Source organism: Rhizobium sp. ZX09 (assembly GCF_017357485.1).
Lineage (GTDB): Bacteria > Pseudomonadota > Alphaproteobacteria > Rhizobiales > Rhizobiaceae > Agrobacterium > Agrobacterium pusense.
Genome location: NZ_CP031363.1, coordinates 855,947 through 882,022, shown reverse-complemented (window position 1 = coordinate 882,022; position 26,076 = coordinate 855,947). Strand labels below are relative to the sequence as shown.

The 26,076-nt window shown below is 59.5% G+C and carries 27 protein-coding genes, 1 tRNA gene and 1 pseudogene; 6 read left to right on the top strand and 23 right to left on the bottom strand.

Annotated features, from left to right (window positions below; all coding sequences use genetic code 11):
- Positions 1–10: 10 nt before the first annotated feature.
- The 11 genes and pseudogenes from BTN45_RS04290 to BTN45_RS04240 form a co-directional block, all read right to left on the bottom strand.
- Complete coding sequence (locus tag BTN45_RS04290) at positions 11–493, bottom strand: MerR family DNA-binding protein (protein ID WP_207589072.1); 483 nt, start codon at positions 491–493, stop codon at positions 11–13.
- A gap of 65 nt (positions 494–558) precedes the next feature.
- A pseudogene (locus BTN45_RS04285) lies at positions 559–840 on the bottom strand (2Fe-2S iron-sulfur cluster-binding protein); the annotation flags it as partial.
- A gap of 11 nt (positions 841–851) precedes the next feature.
- The gene (locus BTN45_RS04280; RefSeq protein WP_207589070.1) at positions 852–3,356 is read right to left on the bottom strand and encodes a heavy metal translocating P-type ATPase; all 2,505 of its coding nucleotides are present in this window, start codon (positions 3,354–3,356) and stop codon (positions 852–854) included.
- Between the two features lie 239 nt (positions 3,357–3,595).
- Positions 3,596–3,681: transfer RNA gene (locus BTN45_RS04275), tRNA-Leu, on the bottom strand.
- A gap of 136 nt (positions 3,682–3,817) precedes the next feature.
- Complete coding sequence (locus tag BTN45_RS04270; protein ID WP_207589068.1) at positions 3,818–4,546, bottom strand: thermonuclease family protein; 729 nt, start codon at positions 4,544–4,546, stop codon at positions 3,818–3,820.
- 84 nt (positions 4,547–4,630) lie between these two features.
- A complete protein-coding gene (locus tag BTN45_RS04265; protein ID WP_004441196.1) occupies positions 4,631–5,164 on the bottom strand; it encodes a MerR family transcriptional regulator in 534 nt (177 codons plus the stop codon).
- 276 nt (positions 5,165–5,440) lie between these two features.
- Entirely contained in the window at positions 5,441–5,779 is a 339-nt protein-coding gene (locus tag BTN45_RS04260) for an integration host factor subunit alpha (RefSeq protein ID WP_006697942.1), read from the bottom strand.
- 243 nt (positions 5,780–6,022) lie between these two features.
- Positions 6,023–6,994 (bottom strand): beta-ketoacyl-ACP synthase III, encoded by a 972-nt coding sequence (locus BTN45_RS04255; RefSeq protein WP_207589067.1) that lies wholly within the window; start codon positions 6,992–6,994, stop codon positions 6,023–6,025.
- Between the two features lie 4 nt (positions 6,995–6,998).
- Positions 6,999–8,060: a phosphate acyltransferase PlsX gene (gene plsX / locus BTN45_RS04250; protein ID WP_004441191.1), complete on the bottom strand. Its 1,062-nt coding sequence runs from the start codon at positions 8,058–8,060 to the stop codon at positions 6,999–7,001.
- 101 nt (positions 8,061–8,161) lie between these two features.
- Positions 8,162–8,725, bottom strand: coding sequence for a DUF177 domain-containing protein (locus BTN45_RS04245; protein ID WP_006697939.1), 564 nt, complete (start codon positions 8,723–8,725; stop codon positions 8,162–8,164).
- Positions 8,726–8,732: 7 nt separating this feature from the next.
- Positions 8,733–9,272, bottom strand: coding sequence for a ubiquinol-cytochrome C chaperone family protein (locus BTN45_RS04240; RefSeq protein WP_022555988.1), 540 nt, complete (start codon positions 9,270–9,272; stop codon positions 8,733–8,735).
- Positions 9,273–9,542: 270 nt separating this feature from the next.
- Between BTN45_RS04240 and BTN45_RS04235 the strand changes: the two genes are divergently transcribed.
- Positions 9,543–10,073, top strand: a complete 531-nt coding sequence (locus tag BTN45_RS04235; protein ID WP_004441184.1) for an outer membrane protein assembly factor BamE — start codon at positions 9,543–9,545, stop codon at positions 10,071–10,073.
- 75 nt (positions 10,074–10,148) lie between these two features.
- Here BTN45_RS04235 and BTN45_RS04230 read toward each other — a convergent pair whose 3' ends face one another.
- The 12 genes from BTN45_RS04230 to BTN45_RS04175 form a co-directional block, all read right to left on the bottom strand.
- Complete coding sequence (locus BTN45_RS04230; RefSeq protein ID WP_112555048.1) at positions 10,149–12,287, bottom strand: sodium-translocating pyrophosphatase; 2,139 nt, start codon at positions 12,285–12,287, stop codon at positions 10,149–10,151.
- 208 nt (positions 12,288–12,495) lie between these two features.
- On the bottom strand, positions 12,496–13,725 hold the full coding sequence (locus BTN45_RS04225; RefSeq protein ID WP_022555986.1) for an MFS transporter: 1,230 nt from the start codon (positions 13,723–13,725) through the stop codon (positions 12,496–12,498).
- A gap of 22 nt (positions 13,726–13,747) precedes the next feature.
- Positions 13,748–14,245, bottom strand: coding sequence for a transcription antitermination factor NusB (nusB, locus tag BTN45_RS04220; protein WP_004441180.1), 498 nt, complete (start codon positions 14,243–14,245; stop codon positions 13,748–13,750).
- Positions 14,246–14,249: 4 nt separating this feature from the next.
- Positions 14,250–14,696: a 6,7-dimethyl-8-ribityllumazine synthase gene (gene ribH / locus BTN45_RS04215; protein WP_004441178.1), complete on the bottom strand. Its 447-nt coding sequence runs from the start codon at positions 14,694–14,696 to the stop codon at positions 14,250–14,252.
- Between the two features lie 176 nt (positions 14,697–14,872).
- On the bottom strand, positions 14,873–15,505 hold the full coding sequence (locus BTN45_RS04210) for a LysE family translocator (RefSeq protein WP_207589065.1): 633 nt from the start codon (positions 15,503–15,505) through the stop codon (positions 14,873–14,875).
- Between the two features lie 296 nt (positions 15,506–15,801).
- Positions 15,802–16,413 carry a riboflavin synthase gene (locus BTN45_RS04205; protein WP_006697934.1) on the bottom strand — a complete coding sequence of 204 codons (612 nt, stop codon included), beginning with the start codon at positions 16,411–16,413 and terminating at the stop codon, positions 15,802–15,804.
- Entirely contained in the window at positions 16,413–17,657 is a 1,245-nt protein-coding gene (ribD, locus tag BTN45_RS04200) for a bifunctional diaminohydroxyphosphoribosylaminopyrimidine deaminase/5-amino-6-(5-phosphoribosylamino)uracil reductase RibD (protein ID WP_207589063.1), read from the bottom strand. The genes BTN45_RS04205 and ribD overlap by 1 nt, the downstream gene beginning before the upstream one ends.
- A 2-nt stretch (positions 17,658–17,659) precedes the next feature.
- Positions 17,660–18,139, bottom strand: a complete 480-nt coding sequence (nrdR, locus tag BTN45_RS04195) for a transcriptional regulator NrdR (protein ID WP_003512508.1) — start codon at positions 18,137–18,139, stop codon at positions 17,660–17,662.
- 12 nt (positions 18,140–18,151) lie between these two features.
- On the bottom strand, positions 18,152–19,441 hold the full coding sequence (gene glyA / locus BTN45_RS04190) for a serine hydroxymethyltransferase (protein WP_207589061.1): 1,290 nt from the start codon (positions 19,439–19,441) through the stop codon (positions 18,152–18,154).
- Positions 19,442–19,830: 389 nt separating this feature from the next.
- On the bottom strand, positions 19,831–21,162 hold the full coding sequence (locus tag BTN45_RS04185; RefSeq protein ID WP_006700203.1) for a murein L,D-transpeptidase: 1,332 nt from the start codon (positions 21,160–21,162) through the stop codon (positions 19,831–19,833).
- Positions 21,163–21,536: 374 nt separating this feature from the next.
- Complete coding sequence (locus BTN45_RS04180; protein ID WP_026363448.1) at positions 21,537–22,046, bottom strand: MarR family winged helix-turn-helix transcriptional regulator; 510 nt, start codon at positions 22,044–22,046, stop codon at positions 21,537–21,539.
- 234 nt (positions 22,047–22,280) lie between these two features.
- Positions 22,281–22,718 (bottom strand): DUF6163 family protein, encoded by a 438-nt coding sequence (locus BTN45_RS04175; RefSeq protein ID WP_006700200.1) that lies wholly within the window; start codon positions 22,716–22,718, stop codon positions 22,281–22,283.
- A gap of 174 nt (positions 22,719–22,892) precedes the next feature.
- Here BTN45_RS04175 and hemB point away from each other — a divergent pair, with 174 nt between their 5' ends.
- From hemB to BTN45_RS04150, 5 genes are all read left to right on the top strand, one after another.
- Positions 22,893–23,906 (top strand): porphobilinogen synthase, encoded by a 1,014-nt coding sequence (gene hemB / locus BTN45_RS04170; protein ID WP_006700199.1) that lies wholly within the window; start codon positions 22,893–22,895, stop codon positions 23,904–23,906.
- 95 nt (positions 23,907–24,001) lie between these two features.
- Positions 24,002–24,460 (top strand): RDD family protein, encoded by a 459-nt coding sequence (locus tag BTN45_RS04165; protein ID WP_022555979.1) that lies wholly within the window; start codon positions 24,002–24,004, stop codon positions 24,458–24,460.
- A 176-nt stretch (positions 24,461–24,636) separates the two neighbouring features.
- Positions 24,637–25,395: an arginyltransferase gene (locus BTN45_RS04160; RefSeq protein WP_112555059.1), complete on the top strand. Its 759-nt coding sequence runs from the start codon at positions 24,637–24,639 to the stop codon at positions 25,393–25,395.
- A gap of 73 nt (positions 25,396–25,468) precedes the next feature.
- Positions 25,469–25,690: an AbrB/MazE/SpoVT family DNA-binding domain-containing protein gene (locus BTN45_RS04155; protein WP_022555977.1), complete on the top strand. Its 222-nt coding sequence runs from the start codon at positions 25,469–25,471 to the stop codon at positions 25,688–25,690.
- Entirely contained in the window at positions 25,687–26,076 is a 390-nt protein-coding gene (locus tag BTN45_RS04150) for a type II toxin-antitoxin system death-on-curing family toxin (RefSeq protein WP_035207708.1), read from the top strand. Before BTN45_RS04155 ends, BTN45_RS04150 begins: the two co-directional genes overlap by 4 nt.

Below are 26,076 nucleotides of genomic sequence, written 5' to 3'. Positions count from 1 at the left end.
GAACGGCCGCTCATTTCGCAAGGCGCTGTAGTTCCGCTACCGCGCCGGACGTGCCCTTCAACATGCCCGACCGTTTCGGCACCACCGCCGCCGGGATGAAATCGGGATCTTCCGATTGCGCCAGATCCTGAATGATCGGACACTCCGGCTCGCCATTATCCGGGCAATAGGTCGCCAGATGGCGGAGCGTATCGGCCATGTCGCGAAGCGTTTGCATCTTGGCTTCGAGATCGACGACGTGTTCCATGACGATGCGTTTGACGTCGCAGGAGGCGCCGCCGGGATCACGCCACAAGGTCATGAGCTGCCTTATCTTTTCGATTGAAAAACCGAGGTCGCGGCTTATAAAGCGCAGTGTTTCCAGATCATTGGCCGTATAGACCCGGTAGCCGGAATCGGTGCGGCTCGCCGATTTGATCAGGCCGATCGTCTCGTAATGTCTGATCATCTTTGCAGAAACGCCGGATGCGGTGGCGGCTGTGCCGATGTTCATGGATCCTGCTCCTATCTTTCCGGGGTGGACAACAGATCTGCATCACTGTCGGAGAGCGCGTCAGCGCCATTCAGCCAGCCGATCACCACGTCGCTTAATGGTATGGCTCGGCATGCAAGCGTCAGGCCATCTGCTTTCTCTTCCTCAGTCAGCGAAAAAGGCGTGTGCTTGAGAAGGTCGACCTCACCGGAGACCAGCCTCGACTTGCGGGCCCCACAGCGGCCCATGCGACAGCCGTGCGGGTAAGCGATGCCTGCTGCCAGGGCGGCCTGAAGGACAGTCTCGCCCTCCGCCACCGCGATGCTGCGATCAATCTGCGGCAAGTGGATGGTCCGGGGGAGTGCCATTGTGTCCCCTCCTATTCCGCTGCTGCGAGCTGCAAGCCCGCGGGTCTGTCCGTGAGCGGCGCACGGAAATTTTTCAGGCGCAGCGCGTTCGTCAGGACGAAGACGCTGGAAAGTGCCATTGCGCCGGCAGCAAGGACGGGTGACAGCAACACGCCGTTGACAGGATACAATATTCCGGCCGCCACGGGAACGAGCGCGGCGTTGTAAGCGAAGGCCCAGAACAGGTTCTGGCCGATATTGCGGATCGTGGCCTTGGACAGGGCGATGGCATTGGCCACACCGCGCAGATCGCCCGACATCAGCACCACATCGGCGCTCTCAATCGCGACATCCGTGCCCGTTCCGATGGCGAGGCCGACATCGGCTGCCGCAAGCGCCGGTGCATCGTTGATGCCATCGCCTACGAAGGCGACCCGGCGCCCACCGGCGGCAAGCCTTTTGACGGCTTCCACCTTGCCGTCCGGCAGCACTTCCGCCACCACCTCGTCAATGCCGAGGCGACGGGCGATGGCCTCTGCGGTGCGGCGATTGTCACCCGTGATCATCGTTACCTTGAGGCCGAGCGCATGCAGCGCCGCGATCGCCTCCGGGGTCGTCTGCTTCACCGGATCGGCCACTGCGATAATCGCGGCCAGCCTGCCGTCGACTGCAGCATAAAGCGGCGACTGCCCTTCCCTGCCCAGCCGGTCTGCTTCATGCGCAAACATCGCGGTATCGTAACCGAGCTTCGCCATGAACCGGTCCGCGCCCGCTTCAACCCTGCGCCCTTCAACCACCGCCGCCACGCCAAAACCCGGCGTTGCCTCAAAACCTTCCGCATCGGCAAGCGCCAGGCCGCCATGTTTCGCGGCTTCGACGATCGCCTCCGCAATCGGGTGTTCGGATCGGCTTTCGAGGGATGCCACAAGGCGCAGCACCTCATCGGCACCGAAGCCCTCGGTCGTTGTAAAATGCACCAGTTTCGGCCTGCCGAGCGTCAACGTGCCGGTCTTGTCGACGGCGATCACCTCGGCATCGCGGAGCGTCTGCAACGCATCGCCGCGCCGGAACAGCACGCCCATCTCGGCGGCGCGGCCAGTGCCGACCATGATCGAGGTAGGCGTGGCAAGGCCCATGGCACAGGGACAGGCGATGATGAGAACCGCAACCGCATTGACGAGCGCGAAGGTCAGAGCCGGATCCGGTCCGAAGAAGAACCAGACGAGGAAGGTGGCGGCTGCGGCCAGCATCACCGCCGGCACGAACCAGTTGGTGACCTTGTCGACCAGCGCCTGAATGGGCAGCTTGTCGGCCTGTGCTTGCTCGACCATGCGGATGATCTGGGCGATCAGCGTATCGGCACCCACCTTGGTGGCGCGGAAGGTGAAAGAGCCGTTGCGGTTCACCGTACCGCCCACGACCTCGGAACCCGCCGTTTTCGTAACCGGCACGGGTTCGCCGGTTATCATCGATTCATCGACATAGGACGAGCCACTGAGGATCACGCCATCGACCGGCACTTTCTCGCCAGGACGGACAATGATCACATCACCGGCGCGCACATCCTGCAACGGCACATCCACGGTTTCGCCGTCGCGCAACACCCGCGCCGACTTGGCCTGCAACCCGAGCAATCGTTTTATCGCCTCGCTGGTGCGGCCTTTGGCGCGCGCTTCAAGGAACCGGCCAAGGAGGATGAGAGTGACGATGACAGCAGCGGCCTCGTAATAGACATTCGCCGTGCCGCGCGGCAATATTTCGGGCAGGAAGGTTGCGACAACCGAAAATCCCCAGGCGGCGGCGGTGCCCAACACGACAAGCGAGTTCATATCCGGCGCGAGCCGCAGAAGTGCGGGTACGCCTTTTTTGAAGAAACGCAGACCCGGTCCAAAGAGTACCAGCGTCGTCAGAACGAATTGCAGATACCAGCTTTCCCGCATGCCAACCGTTTCCATCACGATGTCGTGGATCGCGGGGACAAGATGCGAGCCCATTTCCAGAACGAAGACTGGCAGGGTCAAAGCAGCGGCCACGGCCAGGTTGATTTTCAGGCTGCGCAACTCCACGGCGCGTCGGTCCTGTTCCACGTCGCCGGCCCTGTCGGCGACGATTTCCTTCGCCGTGTAACCCGCCCGTCTGATCGCCTCGCCCAAGGTGGCGGTAGAGGCGGCATTGCCGGCGACGCGGATGGTGGCGCGCTCGCTCGCCAGGTTGACGCTCGCTTCCGAAACACCGGAAACAGCCTTCAGGGCCTTTTCAACACGGCCCACACAGGAGGCGCATGTCATACCCTCAATATCAAGCTCTATGGTTTTTTCTTCGACGCCATAGCCGGCATTCCGCACCGCCGCGATCACGGCCAGCACGTCAGGTGATCCGGAAAAAGAGATGTCAGCGCGTTCCGTCGCAAGATTGACCGAAGCCTTGAGAACCCCGGGCACCCTGGCGATCGCCTTTTCAACGCGGCCGACGCAGGAGGCGCATGTCATGCCATCGATCGCAATCTGATGGCTCGCCCGGATCTCCATTTGTGACATGCGTATGACCCCTCTTTTCTCATTTAAAAAAAAGATAGGGCTTCCCATCGTGGCAAGGTCAATAGGTTCTTTCGGGTGATTTCAACGGAAAAATGCCGCCTGCGTGATCAAGCACACTTTTAAGGCAATCCTGCGGATCTCAGCGCCAACCATGCCGAAAACCTGGAAAATTCGGCATAAAACCCTCCCAGACGCCGGGAAACCGCAGGGAAGCAAAAAAGAAAATTTAATCGGGGTTATGGTGCGGACGGCGGGACTTGAACCCGCAAGACCAATGGTCGGCAGATTTTAAGTCTGCTGCGTCTACCGATTTCGCCACGTCCGCATTGCGGCGCCATGAACCGTTTGGGGTCAAGTCGCTGCAAAAATGCTGTCATCGTTCAGGTGGCCGGCGCAAAGGCCGACCTTAAACACGACCGCGCCTCATCTACACAGTCCGGGCCGTTTCGGTCAACGGGGCCTCAGCCACACCAGGACTGATTTTTTCCCGAGAGCGGATGGGCCAGACCTTCGCGCACGAGCTGATCGGCGAAGGAGACGCCTGAACGCGAAAGGCGTGTCCGTTCCGTAGCTTGCCCGCCCGCAGCACCGGTAGATGCGACATCGAAGGCGCCGGCGTTCAGCATTTCGCGAAGCCTGACTTTCGCAATGAAACCGCGCTGGCGTTCTTCCATGCAGCGCGCCCGGTCGATCTGCGGAACCTCGATGCCGGCGAGCTGCATTTTGACGCCCTTCATCCAGAAGGTGTTGCCATCGGCCACACAATTGTTGAGGCCGGAGCGGCCGCAAAAGGCAAAAGTGCCGCTTTTTTCGCCGAGCGAGACCTTTTCGACTGACGGGCGGGTTTCCGGCAGGATAGCTGCGACCTTGTTCTGAGAGGCCGTGGGTGGCATGGCGATGGAGCGTGGCGGAACCGGTGCGTTGCCGGGCAGGACGGGGGCAGCAGGGCGAATGGCCGCGACTTTCTCGGAGGTAACCGCCTCGCGCTTGGCCGCCGTCGCGACTTTAGGAGCGTTGGCTGCCGAAGACGTCGCCTTCGCAACAGCCCGCTGCGGCAAAAGACTATCGCGATGTTCGTAGGCCTGAATGCCGCCGGCAACCACACCCAGCATCAGCACCCAGGGCCAAACGCTACCGCCACTCGATTTCTTCGCCGTGCGGCGTCGCGCTGTCGATTTTCGGTTGCTCACGGTCGGACTCCTTTTTACGGAGCCGCATTATCGGCCAAAGGGGTTTCTGAAAGGTTGGCGTCCCGAAACAGCTGTGGAAAAGGTTTAGCGAACCTGATCCAGCAGGCGCTTGCATTCGAGCAGATCAAACAGGGCCTCCTGCAAAAGCGCCTGGTCATCCTTGCCAATGCCGGACTTGCCCACCGATATTTCAGCGTCGCTGCCGCCACCGCCAAAACCGAAAAACCGGCCGCTTGGCTTCGCCTTCGGACGGCCGACGACCTCATCGCCATCGGTATCGATAACCCGCGGCTCGTTGACTTCCTTTTCGCCGCTCGCCGCCATGATGGCTTCCATGGTCGCGAGATCACCGGAGGCAATGGCAGCCACGAAGCGGTTGCCATTGGCTTTCAGCAGCTTCTGCACGCCCTTGATAGTGTAGCCATGGTCATAAAGAAGATGACGTATGCCTTTCAGCAGGTCGATATCATCAGGGCGGTAATAACGGCGGCCCCCGCCCCGTTTCATCGGCTTGATCTGCGGAAAGCGCGTTTCCCAGAAACGCAGCACATGCTGCGGCAGGTTTAGCTCATCCGCCACTTCACTGATCGTCCGAAACGCGTCGGGGCTTTTATCCAAATTTCCACTCCCATCCGAACCGGAGCGCCATGCATCCGGCCGGACACTGAACGAGAACGCTTTTCACCCGCCGGCCCGCATATCACGCAAGGTCAGGTCCGACCTTCGCGCCAACACCGGTTGCGGCAGGATACAAATCACTAAAATTGATTATGATGTGAGTCGACCGGATTTCAACGGCTTGCGCGTTGAAATTCAAGCATGTTCACAGGAAGAATGGGAAAAAGGGCTTACGGAGGCGCAAAACCGCGCCATGGCGCTGCTTCGCGCGCAAGCTTACGTACCGGACTTCTGGCCCTTCTGCTTGGCTTTACGAGCGGTATGCGCTTTCAGAATGCGCTGCTTCAACACATTCGAAGCCTTGAAGGTCATGACGCGACGTGGGGAAATCGGAACTTCCTCCCCCGTCTTCGGGTTGCGGCCAATGCGCTCGTTCTTTTCCCTGATCTGAAACGTCGCGAAAGAGGAGAGCTTGACGACTTCGCCGCGGGTGATCGCATTGCATATTTCGTCGATAATCGTTTCGACCAGCTCGGCGGATTCGGTGCGGGACAGCCCGACTTTACGAAACACAGATTCTGCAAGATCTGCGCGTGTCACTGTCTTCCCGGCCATTTTTCCCCACAAACCGTGTCTGAATTCTTCTCTAGGAGACGCCAAGATTATTTCCCTTGTGGCGGCCGGTCAAGGGACTGTTCCAGATTCATTTGCGGCTTTCGGCAATCGCTGCAAGGGCTTAGAGCAACTGATACGGTTTTGACACAGGCCGAGCCGTCAAGGCGCGTCTTATCGGGGCGTGAGCGCGAAAATCACAGCGGATTTCGCTTCACCGCCCCGGCAAACGCTGAAATCGCGCCTTTACCAGCGCAGCAACACCGCACCCCAGGTGAAACCGCCGCCCATGGCCTCCAGCATGACAAGATCGCCCTTCTTGATGCGGCCATCACCTGCGGCAACGGCAAGCGCCAGCGGAATGGAGGCCGCGGAGGTATTGCCATGCTGATCGACGGTAATGACGACCTTTTCCGGGTCGATGTTGAGCTTTTTCGCCGATCCGTCGATGATGCGCTTGTTTGCCTGATGCGGAACGAGCCAGTCCAGATCGTCTGCCGTGGTGCCCGTGGCTTCGAATGCCTGTTCAATCACGTCGGTGATCATGCCGACGGCGTGTTTGAACACTTCACGGCCTTCCATGCGCAGATGACCGACCGTGCCCGTCGTTGAGGGCCCGCCATCGACATAGAGCTTTTCCTTGTGCGAACCGTCGGAACGCAGCTGCGCCGTCAGGATACCGCGATCGGCAGAGGTACCCTCGCCTTCCCCAGCTTCCAGAACAAGCGCGCCGGCGCCATCGCCGAAGAGAACGCAGGTGGTGCGGTCCTTCCAGTCAAGAATGCGCGAAAAGGTCTCGGAGCCGATTACAAGAACGCGCTTGGCCATGCCGCCTCGAATATAGAGGTCGGCGGTAGAGACGGCATAGACAAAGCCCGAGCAGACAGCCTGCATGTCGAAGGCGAAGCCGTGGGTCATGCCGAGGCGGTTCTGGATGTTCACTGCCGTCGCGGGGAAGGTGTTATCCGGCGTCGAGGTGGCGAGGATGATGAGATCGATATCGTCGGGCGCCAGACCGGCATTGTCGAGAGCCGCACGCGCCGCCGCTTCGCCGAGAGACGCGGTGGTTTCACCTTCGCCGGCGATGTAGCGCTGCTTGATGCCGGTTCGCTGCACGATCCATTCGTCTGACGTCTCCACGACGCCTTCGATTTCGCTGTTGGTCATCACACGCTTCGGCAGCGCTGCCCCGAAACCACGAACTATAGAGCGGATCATTCCGTTATTCCTCGTCAGCCACGAGTGCTTCGGGCGCCGGGGGCGGAAGCCGTCTTGCGTGGTAAATCTTGAGATCGTTTTCTATTTTGGCCGTCAGGCCGTTATGAACCATGTCGTAGCCGACATCGACGGCGGAAGCAAAACCGATGGCATCCGTACCGCCATGGCTCTTGATGACAATGCCGTTCAGGCCGAGAAACACGCCGCCATTGACCTTGCGCGGATCCATCTTTTCACGCAGCACGTCGAAGGCGCTCTTTGCGAGAACATAACCGATCTTGGCGAAGAAGCTGCGGGAGATCGCCTCACGCAGCAACGTGCTGATCTGGCGGGCGGTGCCTTCGGCCGCCTTCAGCGCGATATTGCCGGTGAAACCTTCGGTCACCACGACATCAACCGTGCCCTTGCCGATATCGTCACCTTCGACGAAACCGCGATAATCGATGGTGCCGAGATCTGCCTCGCGGATCAGCCGTCCGGCCTCGCGAACCTCTTCCTGACCCTTCACCTCCTCGACGCCAACATTGAGCAGGCCGACCGTCGGACGGTCGATATCGAAGAGCGCGCGCGCCATGGCGCCGCCCATCAGGGCGAAATCCAGAAGCTGCTGGGAGTCGGCGCCGATCGTCGCGCCTATGTCGAGCACGATGCTTTCGCCCTTCAGTGTCGGCCAGATACCGGCGATTGCCGGGCGCTCCACCCGCGCCATGGTGCGCAGACAGAATTTCGCCATGGCCATCAGCGCACCGGTATTGCCGGCGGAAACGGCGACGTCAGCCTCGCCGAGTTTCACGGCCTCAATGGCGCGCCACATGCTGGAGACGTAGCGGCCGCGGCGCAGCGCCTGGCTGGGCTTCTCGTCCATGCTGACAGAGACTTCACAATCGTGAAAGACCGACTTTTCCCGAAGTGCGGGATATTGTGCCAGAATGGGGTCGCATTTGCTCTTCTGCCCGTAGAGCAGAAAAGTTACATCGTTGTGCCGTTCGAGCGCCTTGGCGGCACCCGGGATGGCAACATCTGGGCCGAAATCGCCGCCCATGACGTCAATTGCAATTCTGATCACTCGTCCCTTATCCTTACTTGCCGCCAATCAAGCGGATTTTGCGCGAAAATACCTTTTCCGGCCTTCGTTACAATAAAATTATTTCAGCCCGGCTGGGCCATTCAGTCTTTTTTCCAATCTTTCAGCACGGCAAAGGGCGATGGCCGCTTCTCTTCTTCAGGTTCTTTTTCGGCCGTTTCGGGGAACGCCGCATCCGGTTTGCGCGGATAGGGATCGATGGCAAGGGCGGCAAATTCGGCAACGACAGCGCCGACATCGATGCTGTCGCCGGTGAACTGATCGGGAATGTCGGGACCATCGGGATCGAGCACGATTTCGCCTTCTTCGTTCGTGACCATCCGCGCCAGTTTCGAACCTTCCGGCACGAAAATCTGCTCGACAGTCTCATCGATCTTGCTCGACACCGGCTCCAGCGTCACGACGCAGGACTGGGTCACGGCCGCATGCACCTCGCCTTTTACCTTCACGCCATCCTTCTTCCAGCGGGATACCTGCAGCTCTGCCTTCAGATATTCGACGGAAACCACGTCCCAGAATTTCGCCAGCGCCTTGAGTTCCTCGGCGTCGGCTTCGAGACCAATCCTGACGGGATTGGCGGAAATATGGCCTACCTTCACGGGATAGGAGAAAGGCAGGTCGTCATTTGCGGCGTGTCGCGCGTTCATGTGAACCTCATCGTCCAGGCAAGGGCAGCGTCAGGCTTCCGGTTGCGATTGTTTCTTCGGAACAGGCGGCAAGTGCGGAAGAAGCCTCCATCATCCAGCCCGCCAGCCCATCCAGCGCCGGCGCGTTCTCGTCTGCCTGCGGATATATATTGCGCCGGAGCGCTGCGGCAAGGGCCGCAAGGTCGGACGTATCCAGCGCCGCCGCGTACGATTCGAGACGGCCATAAAACATGCCGGCGAATTTCTTCATGCGTTTTGGCACGCCCTGATCGCCAATGCCAAGCTCACGGATGGAGTGATCAAGGTCCTGAAAGAAGGCGTCGACAATCTCCTGGGCAATCTCCTGCCCGCTGACACCGGAGGATTTGGTGCGGCGGAAATAGAGAATCATCATGACCGACAGCATCTCGAAACGGCCCATTACAGTGTCGGGGACCCCGAGATCGAGATAAAATTCGGGTGTGCGGGCTGCTGCCGTCAAGGTCGCATATTGCCTGTCAACTATGGCGCGATTGTTGTTTTTCTTCTTGAACAGCCCGAATATCATCGTTTTTTTCCGAACGGGACGGGTGAATGCGCTTACCGCCCATCGCACTTGTTGCATGATCGTCAAAGCTGGTTTACCGAAGCATCCACGAATTGCAATGCTGTCGCGGTCACGTTCGTCTTTGCGCTGAAACAGTCGAAGAGAACCGGAGGAGTTCCAAAAGGCCGGGAAAGCATTGAATTTGGGGGGTGATCGGGATTTTCCGTCCCCGGATTGACACAATCATGTGCACAGACACTGTGCACCACGCAATGCCGGAAGGTGCCATTCATGATCGCAGTCGGGGAAAAGCAGTTGAGCAAGCAGAAATCCGCAAGTCACGGCAAAATTCTGAGCAAGACCGCCATCGCAATCGTGCTCGCATCCAGCCTGCTTTCCGCCTGCACCAGCACGACAGATGTATTCCATAACGGCTATGTCATGGACGAGCAGTCGCTCCAGCTGATCCCGGAAGGCTCGAGCCGTGAGCAGGTTCTCCTGACCATGGGCACGCCCTCCACGACCGCGACCTTCGGCAATGAAGTGTTCTATTACATCTCGCAGAAGCGTGTGCGCCGTGCGGCCTTCATGAAGCCGTCGCTGGTCGAACAGAACATTCTCGCCATTTATTTCAACAAGGACGGCGTCATCGAGCGCAAGGCCAACTACACGCTGCAGGACGGCAAGGTCTTCGACACGATTTCGCGCACCACGCCGACAGGCGGCAAGGACCTCACCTTCCTGCAGCAGCTGCTTTCCGGCGGCACCTCGGGCGCCAATATCGCCAAGAGCATTCTCGGCCAGGGTGGCAATACGCCCTGACCTCAGCAGGAACGGAAAATTCAAAGGCCCGGGGATCGCTCCCCGGGCCTTTTCAATTTGTCGAAACGGTAGCCTTCAGTGGGCGAGAACCGCCAGCAGCAGCAGCGCCACGATATTGGTAATCTTGATGGCCGGGTTGACAGCCGGACCCGCGGTATCCTTATAGGGATCGCCAACGGTATCACCCGTCACCGACGCCTTGTGCGCCTCCGAACCCTTGACGTGGCGCACGCCGTCCTTGTCGACGAAACCGTCTTCGAAGCTCTTCTTGGCGTTATCCCACGCACCACCACCAGACGTCATGGAAATCGCCACGAAGAGGCCATTGATGATGACACCGAGCAGTGATGCGCCGAGTGCGGCAAAGGCCGAGGCCTTGGAACCGGAAATCAGCAACACGCCGAAATAGACCACGAGAGGCGCCAGAACCGGCAGAAGCGACGGGATGACCATTTCCCTGATCGCCGCTCTGGTGAGCAGGTCCACGGCCTTGCCGTAGTCAGGCTTTTCCGTGCCGGCCATGATGCCGGGTTTTTCGCGGAACTGGCGGCGGACTTCCTCAACGATGGCGCCTGCCGCCTTGCCCACCGCCGTCATGGCAATGCCGCCGAAGAGATAAGGAATGAGGCCGCCGAACAGCAGGCCGGCAACCACGTAAGGATTGGCGAGGCTGAAGGAAATCTCGCCTATATCCTTGAAATAGGGATAGGTGTCACCGTTGGCTGCGAAATAGGAAAGGTCGTTGGCATAGGCGGCAAACAGAACCAGCGCGCCGAGACCGGCTGAGCCGATAGCATAACCCTTGGTCACGGCTTTCGTGGTATTGCCGACAGCATCCAGCGCGTCGGTCGCCTTGCGAACGTCTGGATCAAGACCAGCCATTTCAGCAATGCCGCCGGCATTGTCCGTGACCGGCCCGAAGGCATCGAGCGCGACGATCATACCGGCGAGACCAAGCATGGCGGTAACGGCAATACCGGTGCCGAACAGGCCACCGAGCTGGTAGGTGCCGATGATGCCGCCGACGATGACGATGGCCGGCAATGCGGTCGATTCGAGCGAAACGGCAAGCCCCTGGATGACGTTGGTGCCGTGGCCCGTCACCGAGGCCTGGGCAATGGAATTGACCGGGCGCTTGTTGGTGCCGGTATAATATTCGGTAATGACGACGATCAGTGCCGTCACGACGAGACCGACAAGGCCGCACAGGAAGAGATTGGTGCCGGTGATTTCCGTGCCGGCCACCGTGCCCACCGTCCCCCAGCCGATCGTCGCATAAGTGGCGACGGCAAGACCCGCGACGGAAAAGATACCGGTGGCGATCAGGCCCTTATAGAGCGCGCCCATGATGGAATTGTTGGTGCCGAGCTTCACGAAGAAGGTGCCGGCAATCGAGGTCAGGATGCAGGCGCCGCAGATCGCCAGCGGATAGACCATTGCGCTTTCGAGTATCGGCGTTCCCGCAAAGAAGATCGCGGCGAGAACCATGGTGGCCACCACCGAAACGGCATAGGTCTCGAAAAGATCGGCCGCCATGCCGGCGCAGTCACCGACGTTGTCGCCGACATTGTCGGCGATGGTTGCGGGGTTGCGCGGGTCATCCTCAGGAATGCCCGCCTCGACCTTGCCGACGAGATCGCCGCCGACATCGGCGCCCTTTGTGAAGATGCCGCCGCCGAGACGCGCGAAGATGGAGATCAGCGAAGCGCCGAATCCCAGCGACACCAGCGCATCAATCACTTCGCGCGAGCCGGGCGCATGGCCCATCACCGAGGTGAGGATGAAATAATAGATGGATACGCCGAGCAGCGCGAGGCCCGCCACCAGCATGCCGGTAATGGCGCCTGATTTGAACGCGATGTCGAGTCCGGCGGACAGGCTGTGCGACGCGGCCTGCGCCGTACGCAGATTGGCCCTGACGGACACATGCATGCCGACGAAACCGGCAACACCTGAAAGGACAGCGCCGATGATGAAACCGATCGCGGCCATGGATGACAGGAGATACCAGGCCAGAACGGCGACGATCAGGCCGACGATGGCGATGGTGAGATATTGGCGGGTGAGATAAGCTTGCGCACCTTCACGGATATAACCTGCTATTTCACGCATGCGCTCGTTGCCCTGATCGGCATCGAGGACGCTCTTGGTTGCCCATACCGCGTAAACCACGGACAGGACACCGCATAAAATGACTATGGGTATTACGGTCATGCGCACTTACCTCCCAAAAGGCCGGGCCTCACTCCCACCCCGGCGTGGCGAAACCATGTGCAGCGGGACGCGGACGGCCTGTCCGAAGTCCCCTATTGGGCATTTGTTCCCCTCCCAAGGAAAAATGTCCTCGACGGGAGATTGCGTTGGCGCGACGTCTCGCGTCAAGCCCACAAATTTGCCTGAAACTTGAAAGGCGTAGCGCCGGCTATGCGACTGAGGCCGCTTTTCTGCGTGCCGTGAAGATGAGCGACAGCACCAGCAGGAGGCAAAGCCCTGAAACGGGCCAGATGACGAGGTTCATGACCGACCAGCCCCATGCCGTGAAGACCTTGCCGGAGGAGAAAGATGACAGGGCAACCGTGCCGAACAGCACGATATCGTGAAATCCCTGCACCTTGTCCGCTTCATGCGGGCGGTAACTTGACGTGATGATGGCGGTCGCACCGATGAAACCGAAATTCCAGCCAAGCCCGAGCAGAATCAGCGCCGTCCAGAAATTCCACAATTCGATGCCCATGTGGGCGACGATGGCACAGGCCATCAGCACGATGAGGCCGGAAGCGACAATCTTTTCCGCGCCGAATCGGGAAATCAGCATCCCGGTGAAGAAACTCGGGCCGAACATGGCAAGGACGTGCCACTGGATGCCGAGCGTGGCGAGTTCGGTCGGGAAACCGCAGCCGACCACCATGGCAAGCGGTGCGCCGGTCATCATGAAGGTCATCAGCGCATAAGAGCCGATGCCGCAGATCATGCCGGTGACGAAACGCTGCGTGCGGACGATTTCAGAAAGCGGCCTTGCCGATTCAACATGGGTGGCGGCCTTGGGATCGGGCAACTTCAAAAACGCCAGAATGGCGATCGAAACGAGCCCCAATGGCACGAGCGCCATGAAAGCGCCGGCAAAGGTGACCGGCGCCAGCAGGTCCTTGCCGAAGATGGCGAGCTGCGGTCCGACAATGGCGGAGATGATACCGCCCGCAAGTATCCAGGAGATAGCCTTGGGTTTGTAGAAGGACGGCGATGCGTCGGCTGCGGCAAATCGGATCTTCTGCGTAAAGCCGCCGGAAATGCCGATCAGCAGCAGGCCGACGGCAAAAAGCCAGAAATCCGACCGGAAGAGCGCGACCGCAGCAACTCCGCCGCCGATCGAGCACATCAGTGCGCCGACCATGAAGCCAGCCTTGCGGCCCAGGAAACGGGATGCGGCCGCCACGCAGATCGCGCCAAGCGCCACACCGATATTAAACCCGGTAAGCGGTGCGGTCGCCAGCGACTTGTCGGCGCCAAGCAGTTGGTACCCTGCGAGCGCGCCGACGGAAAAGCTCATGGGCGCGGCCGATCCCATGATCGCCTGCGCCATGGTGAGGAGGAAGACGTTGCGCTTCGCCTCGTCCAGTTGACCTTCAAGTCCGGGGACGGAAACGGCGCTCATCTCTTCCTCATCTGCTTTTAGTTCAGCGTTTTGCCTCGCCGCGCACCTGCTTGGCAATGCGGTCAAGAACCGCATTCACCAGCTTCGGCTCGTCATGCTCGAAGAAAGCGCGGGCGATTTCAACATATTCCGTGACAATAACGGCGACCGGCACGTCCTTGCGCTCGAGAATCTCGAAAGTTCCTGCACGCAGGATAGCGCGGACGGTGGCATCGAGTCGCGACAGCGGCCAGTCTTCGAGAAGGGCGGAGCGCACCAGCGGGTCGATCTTCGTCTGGTCGCGGACGACGCCCGACACGATCGAACGGAACCACGACGGGTCGGCCTTGAGATAGGTATCGCCATCGACTTCCTGGCCGAGACGATGCGCTTCATATTCAGCGACGACTTCCATAACGCCGGTTCCGCCGACATCCATCTGGTAAAGCGCCTGCACGGCCGCAAGGCGGGCCGCGCCGCGCTGATTGGCGGGCTTTACCGAAGGCTGGCGCGGTTCACCGCCATTTTCCACATTAGACATGCGTTCAGCCACCCAGTTTTTTCTTCAACTCGATCATCGTGAGCGCCGCACGGGCAGCGAAACCACCCTTGTCCTTGTCGGAGCGGCGCACGCGCGCCCAGGCCTGCTCGTCGTTCTCGACGGTGAGGATGCCGTTGCCGATCGGCAGCGATTCGCTGACGGCCAGATCCATCAGGGCGCGGGAAGATTCGTTGGCGACGATATCGAAGTGATAGGTCTCACCACGAATGACCATGCCGAGCGCAACAAAACCGTCATATTCCGTGCCGTCATTGTCGGCGCCATCAAGCGCCATGGCGATGGCGGCGGGGATTTCGAGCGCGCCGGGAACGGTGATGACGTCATAGGTGGCGCCGGCTTCATCAAGCGCGAACTTCGCGCCTTCGAGAAGAGCGTCGGCCATATCATCGTAAAAACGTGCTTCCACGATAAGAAGATGGGGTTTGGACATGTGAGGGTTCCTGGGGATTTTCCCGAAAAGCTTGACGCCGGATCACACCGGCATTTGCGGCGGTCAAACCACGGCTGGCCGTTTTTGGCAAGTAATTTCATGTGTCGGCGGCGCAAGCGGCCGCGTTTGCAGGGCATTTGGCCGGGTTTTGCGCTCCTGGCGCGGCTCCCCGTGAATCAGGTTTTCTGGAAAGCGAGATGGACGCCGAGCCCCATCAGCACCGTTCCGGCAGCGCGGCGGGCAAACACCTGCACCGCGCTAGAACGCTTCAAGCGCCCGACCATTGCGCCTGCCAGAAGCACGCCGACGAGATCGGCGGAGGAGAAAATGAAATTGACGGCGATGCCAAGGATCAGGAACTGCAGCCAGACGGGAAAGGCGGCGGCCGGATCGACGAATTGCGGCAGGAAAGCCAGAAAGAACAGCGCTGTCTTCGGGTTGAGTACATCAACGATGATGCTGTCGATGAAGGCGCGGCGTGCCGATTTCGGCTCGATGGTCAGATTGACCGCCTCGCCTTCCATCTTGCTGCGCAACATCGAGAAGCCGAGCCAGACGAGATAAAGCGCGCCACAGAGCTTCACGGCGAGATAGAGCCACGGAACCGCCTGAAACAACACCGAGAGACCGGCCGTAGAGGCGAAGATGTGGACATAGCAGCCGACATGGATGCCGAGCACTGCCATCAACCCGGCAAACCGGCCGCGCGCCATGGTCTGCGCCGCCGCGTAAAGCATGGCCGGACCGGGGATATAGGCGAACAGGGCGGTGGTTATGAAAAAGGCGGTCAGCAGTTCGAAGGAAGGCATGATGTATTTCCCCTACCCCGTTTGGCTCGCGATCGATTTCAAACGGCCCAAAAGTCCTATAGCGTTTCCAGCTTCATCGGAAGCGGGTGCTTGAGAACAATTGCTATAGGCCGCGATTTCAGGTGTTGGCCACTCCCCTTTCCGTCATTCCGGCCTTGAGCCGGAATCAGTCGACGCGCGTCTGCGCGGCGGGAAAAGTTCTTTCAACCCAAAGACTTGGGCTGACTGGATCCCGGCTCGAGGCCGGAATGACGGAGGAGGCGTCGGTGCGTCCTCCTCTCCAAAGCGTCGTCACATTACGCAGAGGGGAATTCCGCAAGCCGCGCGGCGTAACGCGCCATGGTGTCGACCTCGAAATTGACGAAATCGCCCGGCTGGCGCTCACCCCAAGTGGTGACGGAAAGCGTGTGGCGGATCAGGAGAACGTCGAAATCCGTGCCTTCGACGGCGTTGACGGTGAGCGACGTGCCGTCGAGCGCCACGGAACCCTTGGGCGCCACGAATTTCGCCAGATGTTCCGGCGCGCGCAGGCGGATACGCACCGCCTCGCCTTCCGGCTCGACCGACAGGATTTCCGCCTTGCCGTCCACATGGCCGGAGACGATATGACCGCCAAGCTCATCGCCGATCTTGAGCGCCCGCTCCAGGTTGACGTGCGTGCCCTTCTGCCAGCTGGCGATCGTCGTCAGGCGCAAGGCCTCTTCCCATGCTTCGACCTCGTACCAGCGCTCATTGCTGCCATCATCAGGCAGTCTCGTCACCGTCAGGCAGACGCCGCCATGGGAGATGGACGCGCCCATATCGATGGTCTTGGGATCGTAATTGGTCGCCACGCGCAGGCGGACACCCTCGGCCAAGGCCTCCAGTTCGGAAACGGTTCCGACATCGGTGACAATTCCGGTAAACATCAAATCGGCCTTTCATAATTGAAGCAGCGATCCGGCCCGTAGGCGGTTTCACTGATCAGAGCATAGTCGCCCTTGATGTCGGCACGGCTGAGCGGCGTTTCAATGCCGCCCTTGCCGATCATGACGGGGCTTTCAAACAGCATGATACGATCCACCAATCCAGCTTCAAGGAATGATTTTGCGGCAAAGGCGCCGCCTTCGACCAGAAGTTCCGACATGCCGCTTTCGGCAAGGATGTGGAGGAGGTTTTCGAGCGTGGGGGCTTCGAGGATTTCGACGCCGGCGTTGGTCAGGAGTTGGCGGCGGAGGTCGAGGTTACCCCCCTCTGCCCTGCCGGGCATCTCCCCCTCAAGGAGGGAGATCGGCAAGGGGCTGTCCGCTCGGTCAAATTGCGCCCTAGACGCACCCTCTCCAGCCGTCGATGCAGGGCGGAGCAGCGCTCCATCGATCTCCCCCCTTGAGGGGGAGATGCCCGGCAGGGCAGAGGGGGGTAAGGCGGCAACCACCACCGGAACTTCCCGCGCACTCCGCACCAGTTTCGACGTCAATGGCAATTCAAATTGCCGATCCAGCACGATCCGCACAGGCGAGCGGTTTTCCAGACCGGCAATGCGCACGGTCAGCTCAGGATCATCCGCGATAGCGGTCCTGATACCAACGAGAATGCAGTCGCAGCGCGCCCGAAGTTGGTGCACTGCATGGCGTGACTCAGGGCCAGTAATGGCAATCTGCCCCTCACCTTGCCTGCCGATCATTCCGTCAGCAGAAACCGCAAGCTTCAGAATCACATGCGGGCGTTTTTTTACCTGTCTTGTGAGGTAACCGGCGAGCGCCCGTTGGGCTTCGGCACGCAGCAGACCGGTTTCCACCACGATACCAGCATCGCGCAATATCTGATAACCACGGCCGGAGACGCGCTCATCCGGATCGTCCACCGCCACCACGACTCGGGCAACGCCATATTCCACCAGCGCGTTGGCGCAGGGCGGGGTTTTGCCCCAGTGTGAACAGGGTTCGAGCGTCACGTAGGCGGTCGCGCCGCGTGCGGTCTCTCCGGCCAGTTCCAGCGCCTGGCGTTCGGCATGGGGGCGTCCGCCGATGGCGGTCACGGCTTCGGCGATGATTTGTCCGTCCTTGACGAGAACACAGCCGACCGAGGGGTTGGTCAGCGTCTGGCCCTGGTGGCGAAGCGAAACCTCGATGGCCCGCGCCATGAACCTTTCGTCATCGGCACGGCTCATCACGTCTATGCTCCAGCGTCGGTATCGCGCGCGATCTTGGCGTTGATTTCGGCAATCACGTTCTCGAAATCCTCGGCATGGCTGAAATCGCGATAGACCGAAGCATAACGAACGAAGGCGACGTCATCGAGGCTTTTCAGCGCTTCCAAAACCTGAAGACCGATTTCTTCCGAGGGAATTTCCGTCTCGCCGGAGCTTTCCAGACGACGGGCAATACCTGATACGGCCCGTTCGATCCGGTCTCGATCGACCGGCCGCTTGCGCAGCGCGATCTCGAACGAGCGCACCAGCTTTTCGCGGTCGAAAGGAAGCTTGCGGCCGCTTTTCTTGATGACCATCAGCTCGCGCAGTTGCACGCGCTCATAGGTCGTAAAGCGGCCGCCGCAATCCGGGCAGATGCGCCGCCGGCGGATGGAGGTGTTGTCCTCCGCCGGACGCGAGTCCTTGACCTGTGTGTCTTCGGAACCGCAGAATGGGCAGCGCATCGTCTTCTTTCCTTACATGTACGGATACATCGGGAAACGGTCCGTCAGGCCGACGACCTTTTCACGCACCGCAGCCTCGACGGAGGCATTGCCTTCATCCGAATTGGCGACCTTCAAACCATCGAGAACCTCAACGATCAGCTTGCCGATTTCGCGGAATTCGGCTTCCTTGAAACCGCGCGTCGTGCCGGCCGGCGTGCCGAGACGGACACCCGAGGTAACGAAGGGCTTTTCAGGGTCGAAAGGAATGCCGTTCTTGTTGCAGGTGATGTAGGCGCGGCCGAGTGCTGCTTCCGCGCGCTTGCCTGTCGCGTTCTTCTTGCGAAGGTCGACCAGCATCAGGTGGTTGTCGGTGCCGCCGGAAACGACATCCAGACCGCCTTCGATCAGGGTTTCGGCCAGCGCCTTGGCGTTCTTCACGACCTGTGCGGCATAATCCTTGAACTCGGGCTTCAGCGCTTCACCGAAGGCAACAGCCTTGGCGGCGATGACGTGCATCAGCGGGCCGCCCTGCAGGCCGGGGAAGACGGCGGAGTTGAACTTCTTCGCCAGATCCTCGTCGTTGGTGAGGATCATGCCGCCACGCGGGCCGCGCAGGGACTTGTGCGTCGTCGTGGTTGCGACGTGGCAGTGCGGGAACGGCGACGGGTGCTGGTCACCAGCCACGAGACCGGCGATGTGGGCCATGTCGACCATGAGGTAAGCGCCGACTTCGTCAGCGATTTCGCGGAAGCGCTTCCAGTCCCAGACGCGCGAATAGGCGGTGCCGCCGGCGAGAATGAGCTTCGGCTTATGTTCCTTGGCCTTGCGCTCCACTTCGTCCATATCGAGCAGGTTATCGCCTTCGCGCACACCGTAGGACACGACGTTGAACCACTTGCCGGACATGTTGACCGGGGAACCATGCGTCAGGTGACCTCCCGAGTTCAGATCGAGACCCATGAAGGTGTCGCCCGGCTGCAGCAGCGCGAGGAACACGGCCTGGTTCATCTGCGAGCCGGAATTCGGCTGAACGTTGGCGAAGTTGACGCCGAACAGCTTCTTGGCGCGTTCGATGGCGAGTTCTTCAGCAATGTCGACGAACTGGCAGCCGCCGTAATAACGCTTGCCCGGATAACCTTCCGCATATTTGTTCGTCATGATCGAACCCTGTGCTTCGAGCACGGCACGGGAAACGATGTTTTCCGAGGCAATCAGTTCGATCTCGTGGCGCTGGCGGCCCAGTTCCTTCTCGATCGCGCCGAAAATTTCCGGGTCGACATCGGCAAGCGGACTGGAGAAGAAAGCATCTGTGTTCGACATGGTGAAGGCTCCTGAAACAGTAATGCGATGGCGTCTTAGCGCCCTGCCCGAACAAGAGCAATACGGAGAGCGAGATTTGCCCGTCAAACTGCGACGTCGCGACGAAAAGTGGCAGTTGTTTTTATGAAAGCAGCGATGAGAGGAGAAAAAACCGCACGCAGCGGGAGGATCAGACTTGTGAGGAAAGGCGACAAGCTTTGCTCCCGTCATGCCGGACTAGATCCGGCATCCAGCCACGGCGCGTCTGCGCCGTGAAAGGACTCTCTCGCGATCAAGGACTTGATCGCACTGGACCCCGGATCAGGTCCGGGGTGACGGCGTATGAGGCTACGCCGTACTCGGCGAAGCGCGGCCTTCATTCGTGATAAGAAACTGACAGCAATGCCCGATCAGTTGCGCGGCAGCAGATCGTCGTCCACGGCACCGGCCGGCTGTTCCATGCCCGCCGTCGTGTTCAGCGCCAGTTCGGCATTGCCGTCCTTGCCGTAGATATCGTCGCGGAACTGAACCACGCCGTCCTTCGCCGACCATGCGGTGATGTAGACGAAGTAGACGGGCACTTCTTGTGCGAGCTTGATCGGCGTGTTGACGCGCGAGGCAATGACGCGTTCCATTTCCTGGCGCGACCAGCCGGGCGTATCGCGCAGCAGCCACGACGTCAGGTCGCGCACGTTCTGCACGCGGACGCAACCGGAGGACTCGAAGCGCATCAGCTTGTTGAACAGGCCCTGCTGCGGCGTGTCGTGCATGTATTCGTTGTTCGGATTGTGGAAGTTGATCTTCGTCGAGGACATGGCGTTGATCTTGCCGGGGTCCTGGCGGAACATCAGGTTCGGCGCTTTCGGCGCGAACCAGTCGACCGTGGTCGGCGAGACTTCCTGTCCCTTGCCGTCGATAAGGCGGATGTTGTTCCGCTCCAGATAGGTCGGATCCTTCTGCATCAGCGGCACGATGTCCTTCTCGACGATCGAGCGCGGTGCGGTCCAATAGGGGTTGAGGATGACTTCGTAAATCTTCGAATTGATAACGTGCGTCGGACGGCTGGCGCGGCCGACAACGGCAGTGTTGCGCAGCACGACGCGTTCGTTTTCAACGGCTTCAATGGCGGCGGCCGGAATGTTCACCATCAGGTGACGCTGACCGAGATCGCCGGACATGGACTGGATGCGCACGAGGTTGGTCTGCAGCTGCGCGAGACGGATCTGCGCGGACACATTGAGAGCCTTGGTGGTGTATTCGCCGCTGACGCCGTCAGCCGGAAGGCCATGACGGGCCTGGAAACGCTTCAGCGCGCCATCGACATAGGAGTCGAAGGCGCTGGAAATGCCGGCTTCACGCGGCAGGTCGCCCGATACCATCAGTCGCTGGCGCAGTGCCTGAACGGAGGGATCGGAGACGCCGATCTGCAGACGCTGTTGCGACGCCGGAACTTCCGGCCAGCCGCCATTCTGCACGATCTGCTGATATTGCATGATCGCCTGCTGCATATAGACGGGGGCTTCGCGGCCGAGGACCGGATTGTTGGAAACGACGCCCACAGCCGAACGCGACGTATTGGCGTCGAACTGGTCATCCCAGTTGCCGCGGCGCGAGGAACCCATGAGATCGTTAAACGCGTCCTGCGCCAAGGCCGGCGCAGCGAGCGCGGCGACACCAGCGGAAACGGCCGAGCGCAGAAGCGTGCGGCGCGATACGGAATTGGAAACGGATGTCTTTGTCATTCTACCTACCAGCCACTCTATTCGGCATTCTCTATAATGCCTAAATCAATATGATTAACAAACACGTACAACGTGCCTGCCGGCCTGGAATACTCGACACCCATCGCCTGGGCGCTATTGTCTGGCAGAACGGTCGGGACTTGCCGCGACAGCAGGAGAAACAGCCGGCTCCTCAAGCTTTGCGGGTCCCATATCAATATGGCCAATTCGTGTCACGGGCCATTTCTCACGAAGCTGTGTATGCCCTACAAAACAGGGTTCCTACGAGTTTTGCAGGTTGGGCTTGACATGAAGAAACGGCAGAGATGTAGCCGCCGAATCCGCAGGCCGGGAGCAAGAATGCCCCCGGCCTAAACAGTGAAACCGTCGTGGTATTACAGGCGGTAAGCGATCGAGTCGTTCCAGAAGCGATCGAGGCGCTGCAGCAGCTTGTTCATTTCGGAGAACTCACCGGTGCCGATGCCGCCGACCTTTTCGATCGAGCCGACGTGGCGTTCATAAAGGCGGGCAACCGTTTCGGCGATTTCCTGGCCCTTTTCGGTCAGGCTGATGCGAACCGAGCGGCGATCGACGCGAGAGCGCTGGTGGTTGATGAGACCAAGGTCGACCAGCTTCTTGACGTTGTAGGAAACGTTCGAGCCGAGATAATAACCACGCGAACGAAGCTCGCCGGCGGTCAGTTCAGAATTGCCGATGTTGAACAGCAGCAGGGCCTGAACGGCGTTGACGTCATCGCGACCCTGACGGTCGAACTCATCCTTGATGACATCGAGGAGACGGCGGTGGAGACGTTCCACCAGATGCAGCGACTCCATGTAGAGCGAGCGGATTGTATCTTCATGTGCATCGGCAACAACGGCCTGGGGCTTAACTTTGCTATTGATCATGACTGCCTCACTGTTTTGTTTGGCGGTGTGTTTGTTTGTCTCCCGCCTTGAGTGAGAACCTAATCAATGCGCATAAAATTCTACTTAAAAGCTACGATTAACAAATGGTTACCTGCATTTTGCCTGGAGGCCCCAACTTGTGGCGAAGCGGGAATGCCTGACAGGCAATCGTTATAAATCAATGGGTTAGATATGAAATTCGGCCGCAAATCAGGCCGAATTGCTTTATTCTTATGGTAAATCAATTCTTGCGCGTTCTTCATTCTGGCGCTGATCCAGCCAGAAAGCGACCAGGAATAGTATATAAATGGTTGCCACAAGACCGTGCATGACAGGCACCAGCGTGTTGGCGCCGAAGATGTGCGGCCACACCTTGTACATCGCGATCTGCGTGCCCGCGCCCATCACCCACATGACAGCGCCCCAGGAGGCGCCGAGCCACAGGCCGAGAGCGGCGACCGGGAAAATGACGGCAAGCGCACTTCCGGCCACACGCCAGGGCAGGTTCAGCATATCGAACCTGCCGTGACCGCCCAGAGAATAGCCCGTCAGCATTGCCCAATATTGCAGCCCGAACCAAAAACACGAAACCGCGACCAGCCTCATGAAGACCAGAAACAGGATTTCGGTGAGCGGGCGCTTCGGCAGAGGTTGAGAATCAGGTTCCATGGCCGGAAGATACGGTCTCGACGAACGGGCGACCAGCCCATATTGAATTCCACCGCCTGCCTTGTCAAAGCATCATCGTCATTGCCTGACGGCAATGAGGGAAGATTGTCGCATTCGCATGCGCCGCGCTTCATGGTATGCAGCCTTCCAAATTTGATCGAAGGACATTCTGACATGCAGGACAAAACCCACCTGGTCGACGAGATCACCGGCCATCGCCGCATGCGTCGCAATCGCAAGGCGGATTGGACACGCCGTCTGGTACAGGAAAGCCGCCTCACTGTGGACGACCTGATCTGGCCGGTCTTCATCGTGCCGGGCAGCAATATTCTGGAGCCCATTCCGGCGATGCCTGGCGTCAACCGCATGAGCGTCGACAGACTGGTCGAAGCGGCGAAGGAAGCCGCCGATCTCGGCATTCCGGCAATCGCCACCTTCCCGAATGTCGAGATGGAATTGCGGGACGAGACCGGCTCGAACGCGCTTGAGGCCAATAACCTCATCAATCAGGCGACTGCCGCCGTCAAGAAAGCCGTTCCCAATATTGGCATGATCACCGACGTGGCGCTCGACCCATTCACCAGCCACGGGCATGACGGCATTCTGCGCGGCAACGAGATCGTCAACGACGAGACAGTCGAACAGGTCGTCAAGGCAGCGATCCTGCAGGCGGAAGCCGGATCGGACATTATTTCTCCTTCTGAGATGATGGACGGCCGTATCGGCGCCATCCGCCGCGGCCTTGATGCGGCCGGGCACCAGAATGTCGGGATCATGGCCTATGCGACAAAGTTCTCATCCGGCTATTACGGCCCCTATCGCGAGGCGATTTCCACCGCCGGCCTGCTGAAGGGCGACAAGGCAAGCTATTACATCAGCCCTGCCAACGGCATGGAGGCCATCCGCGACGCGGCGCTCGATGTGGAAGAAGGCGCGGACATGCTGATGGTCAAGCCCGGCCTGCCCTATCTCGACATCTGCTGGCGGCTGAAGGAGAATTTCGGCCTGCCGACCTTCGCCTATCAGGTCTCCGGCGAATATACCCAGATCAAGGCTGCGGCGATGAACGGCTGGATCGACGGCGAGCGGGTGATGATGGAAACGCTTCTCTGTTTCAAGCGTGCAGGTTGCGACGGCATTCTGACTTATTTCGCCATCGAAGCCGCACGCAAACTCAACAGGGGCTAAGGCCAGCGCTTATTGTATTCGGTGGTTCCTTACCCATATTGTTGCTGACACGGCACTCATGCCGAGCTGTCAGTTCTTTCAGGAGAAAACGACCGATGAGCCTCGACCAGAACCCCACCTATGCCGCACCGGATGACTGGCGCGCCTATAGCGGCGTCCTGAGCCGGCGGGTCTTCGCGTTCCTGATCGATTACGCAATCGTTCTCCTCCTGTGCATCCCGGCCGCCGTGATTGTCTTCTTTCTTGGCGTGATCACGCTGGGTCTCGGCTTCTTCCTCTACCCGGCGCTGTTCGTCATTGTGGCGGTACTCTATTTCGGCATGACGCTCGGAGGCCCGTCGCAGGCCACCCCGGGTATGCGGGCGATGGGGATTGCGATGGCGCGCATGGACGGGCGGCGAATCGATTTCCTGCTGTCCACCGTTCACATCGTGCTTTTCTGGATCATCAACTCGGTTTTGACGCCGCTGATCCTACTTGCCGGCCTGTTTACGGAGCGCTCGCGCCTCGTTCACGACTTCCTGCTCGGCACCGTCATCGTCAGAACACGCTAATATTACGGAAAGCCACGGAAACGTGGCTTTCACCCCGCCAAATACCTCATCCCGCAGTTGACGTTTTCCGTCATTTTGCCATTCTGTGACATTATGCATGTCGCTTGAAGCGCCGCCGTCAGCCCCGTGAAATCGCGGCGCGCTTTATAACAGACGCAGGAGGCGATCACGGTTCGATGAACACGCAGGCGACGCCCTCTCCACAATTCTATCTTACGGCGCCGGCCACCTGCCCCTATCTGCCGAACCAGATGGAGCGGAAGGTCTTCACCCATCTGGTTGGCCCGCGCGCCTCGGAAATGAACGACCTTCTGACCCAGGGCGGTTTCAGGCGCTCGCAGAATATCGCTTATCGTCCGGCCTGCGAAAACTGCCGCGCCTGTGTATCCGTACGGATCCTGACCGAGCAGTTTCAACCGACAAAATCGATGCGACGCGTTCTTGCCGCCAACAAGGATGTCGTCGCCACGGTGCATGCGGCCGAACCCTCCACCGAACAGTTTGCCCTGTTTCGCCGCTACCTCGACCACCGGCACCAGTCTGGCGGCATGTCCGACATGTCGGCGCTGGATTATGCGATCATGGTGGAAGACACACATGTGAACACCCGCATCATCGAATACCGCGTCCGCGAGCCCGGCTCCGGCATCGATTCCAGCAAACGCGGCGAGCTTCTGGCCGTGGCGCTCAGCGACGTGATGAGCGACGGCCTGTCGATGGTCTATTCCTTCTTCAACCCGGAACTCGAGAAGCGCTCGCTTGGCACCTACATGATCATCGATCATATCACCCGCACCCGTGCGCTCGGCCTGCCACATGTCTATCTCGGCTATTGGGTCGATGGCTCTGAAAAGATGGGCTATAAGACCCGCTACCACCCGCAGGAGCATCTGACGCCGCGCGGGTGGGAGGTTTACACGCCGGATCCAGTTTGATCGAAATATTGCACTCCGTTGCAACAGAGACTCAGCAATGTTATAACGCGGTTATAACATGGAGTCTCTAGCTATGAACGTGACGGTCCGCAGAATTGGTAATTCCGAAGGCATCATTATCCCCAAGGAAGTTCTGGAACGCATGGGCGTTAAGGCAGGCGACACGCTTGATCTTAACGAAAGCAACGGTGAACTGCGTGTGCGCGTTGCAGACGAAGCCTTCGCACGTCAACTAGAACATGCACGTATCTTCATGGATAAATACAAAGTAGCCTTGAAGAAACTTGCTGAATGACCGAGTTTATTTTCCTAGACGTCAAGACCGTCAAGCAGCTCCACAAAATGCAAATCGACAATTTCGGGGGCATTCATGGACTGCGTGATGAGGGCATGCTGGATTCAGCCTTAAACCGACCCATCAACAAAGCTGGCTATGGCGGCAACCACGTCTGCGATCTCGCGGCGGCCTATCTTTTTGGACTGGCGAGAAATCACGCGTTTCTGGATGGCAATAAGCGGATCGCTATCGTGACCGCCGGTGTTTTCCTGATGGAAAACGGCTTCATGATCCAAACGGAAGAAGCACATCTCTACCAATTCGTTATGGCCGTCGCTTCTGAAGAGATCGATGAGGATGGCGTGAGCCGGTTCCTCAAAGATCATATCGTTCCATACCCGTAA

Coding starts and splice junctions, on each gene's coding strand:
- BTN45_RS04290 (WP_207589072.1), bottom strand. CDS start 493: ATGAACATCGGCACAGCCGCCACCGCATCCGGCGTTTCTGCAAAGATG.
- BTN45_RS04280 (WP_207589070.1), bottom strand. CDS start 3,356: ATGTCACAAATGGAGATCCGGGCGAGCCATCAGATTGCGATCGATGGC.
- BTN45_RS04260 (WP_006697942.1), bottom strand. CDS start 5,779: ATGGCCGGGAAGACAGTGACACGCGCAGATCTTGCAGAATCTGTGTTT.
- BTN45_RS04255 (WP_207589067.1), bottom strand. CDS start 6,994: ATGATCCGCTCTATAGTTCGTGGTTTCGGGGCAGCGCTGCCGAAGCGT.
- BTN45_RS04245 (WP_006697939.1), bottom strand. CDS start 8,725: ATGAACGCGCGACACGCCGCAAATGACGACCTGCCTTTCTCCTATCCC.
- BTN45_RS04240 (WP_022555988.1), bottom strand. CDS start 9,272: ATGATATTCGGGCTGTTCAAGAAGAAAAACAACAATCGCGCCATAGTT.
- BTN45_RS04235 (WP_004441184.1), top strand. CDS start 9,543: ATGATCGCAGTCGGGGAAAAGCAGTTGAGCAAGCAGAAATCCGCAAGT.
- BTN45_RS04230 (WP_112555048.1), bottom strand. CDS start 12,287: ATGACCGTAATACCCATAGTCATTTTATGCGGTGTCCTGTCCGTGGTT.
- BTN45_RS04225 (WP_022555986.1), bottom strand. CDS start 13,725: ATGAGCGCCGTTTCCGTCCCCGGACTTGAAGGTCAACTGGACGAGGCG.
- nusB (WP_004441180.1), bottom strand. CDS start 14,245: ATGTCTAATGTGGAAAATGGCGGTGAACCGCGCCAGCCTTCGGTAAAG.
- ribH (WP_004441178.1), bottom strand. CDS start 14,696: ATGTCCAAACCCCATCTTCTTATCGTGGAAGCACGTTTTTACGATGAT.
- BTN45_RS04210 (WP_207589065.1), bottom strand. CDS start 15,505: ATGCCTTCCTTCGAACTGCTGACCGCCTTTTTCATAACCACCGCCCTG.
- BTN45_RS04205 (WP_006697934.1), bottom strand. CDS start 16,413: ATGTTTACCGGAATTGTCACCGATGTCGGAACCGTTTCCGAACTGGAG.
- nrdR (WP_003512508.1), bottom strand. CDS start 18,139: ATGCGCTGCCCATTCTGCGGTTCCGAAGACACACAGGTCAAGGACTCG.
- glyA (WP_207589061.1), bottom strand. CDS start 19,441: ATGTCGAACACAGATGCTTTCTTCTCCAGTCCGCTTGCCGATGTCGAC.
- BTN45_RS04185 (WP_006700203.1), bottom strand. CDS start 21,162: ATGACAAAGACATCCGTTTCCAATTCCGTATCGCGCCGCACGCTTCTG.
- BTN45_RS04175 (WP_006700200.1), bottom strand. CDS start 22,718: ATGGAACCTGATTCTCAACCTCTGCCGAAGCGCCCGCTCACCGAAATC.
- hemB (WP_006700199.1), top strand. CDS start 22,893: ATGCAGGACAAAACCCACCTGGTCGACGAGATCACCGGCCATCGCCGC.
- BTN45_RS04165 (WP_022555979.1), top strand. CDS start 24,002: ATGAGCCTCGACCAGAACCCCACCTATGCCGCACCGGATGACTGGCGC.
- BTN45_RS04160 (WP_112555059.1), top strand. CDS start 24,637: ATGAACACGCAGGCGACGCCCTCTCCACAATTCTATCTTACGGCGCCG.
- BTN45_RS04155 (WP_022555977.1), top strand. CDS start 25,469: ATGAACGTGACGGTCCGCAGAATTGGTAATTCCGAAGGCATCATTATC.
- BTN45_RS04150 (WP_035207708.1), top strand. CDS start 25,687: ATGACCGAGTTTATTTTCCTAGACGTCAAGACCGTCAAGCAGCTCCAC.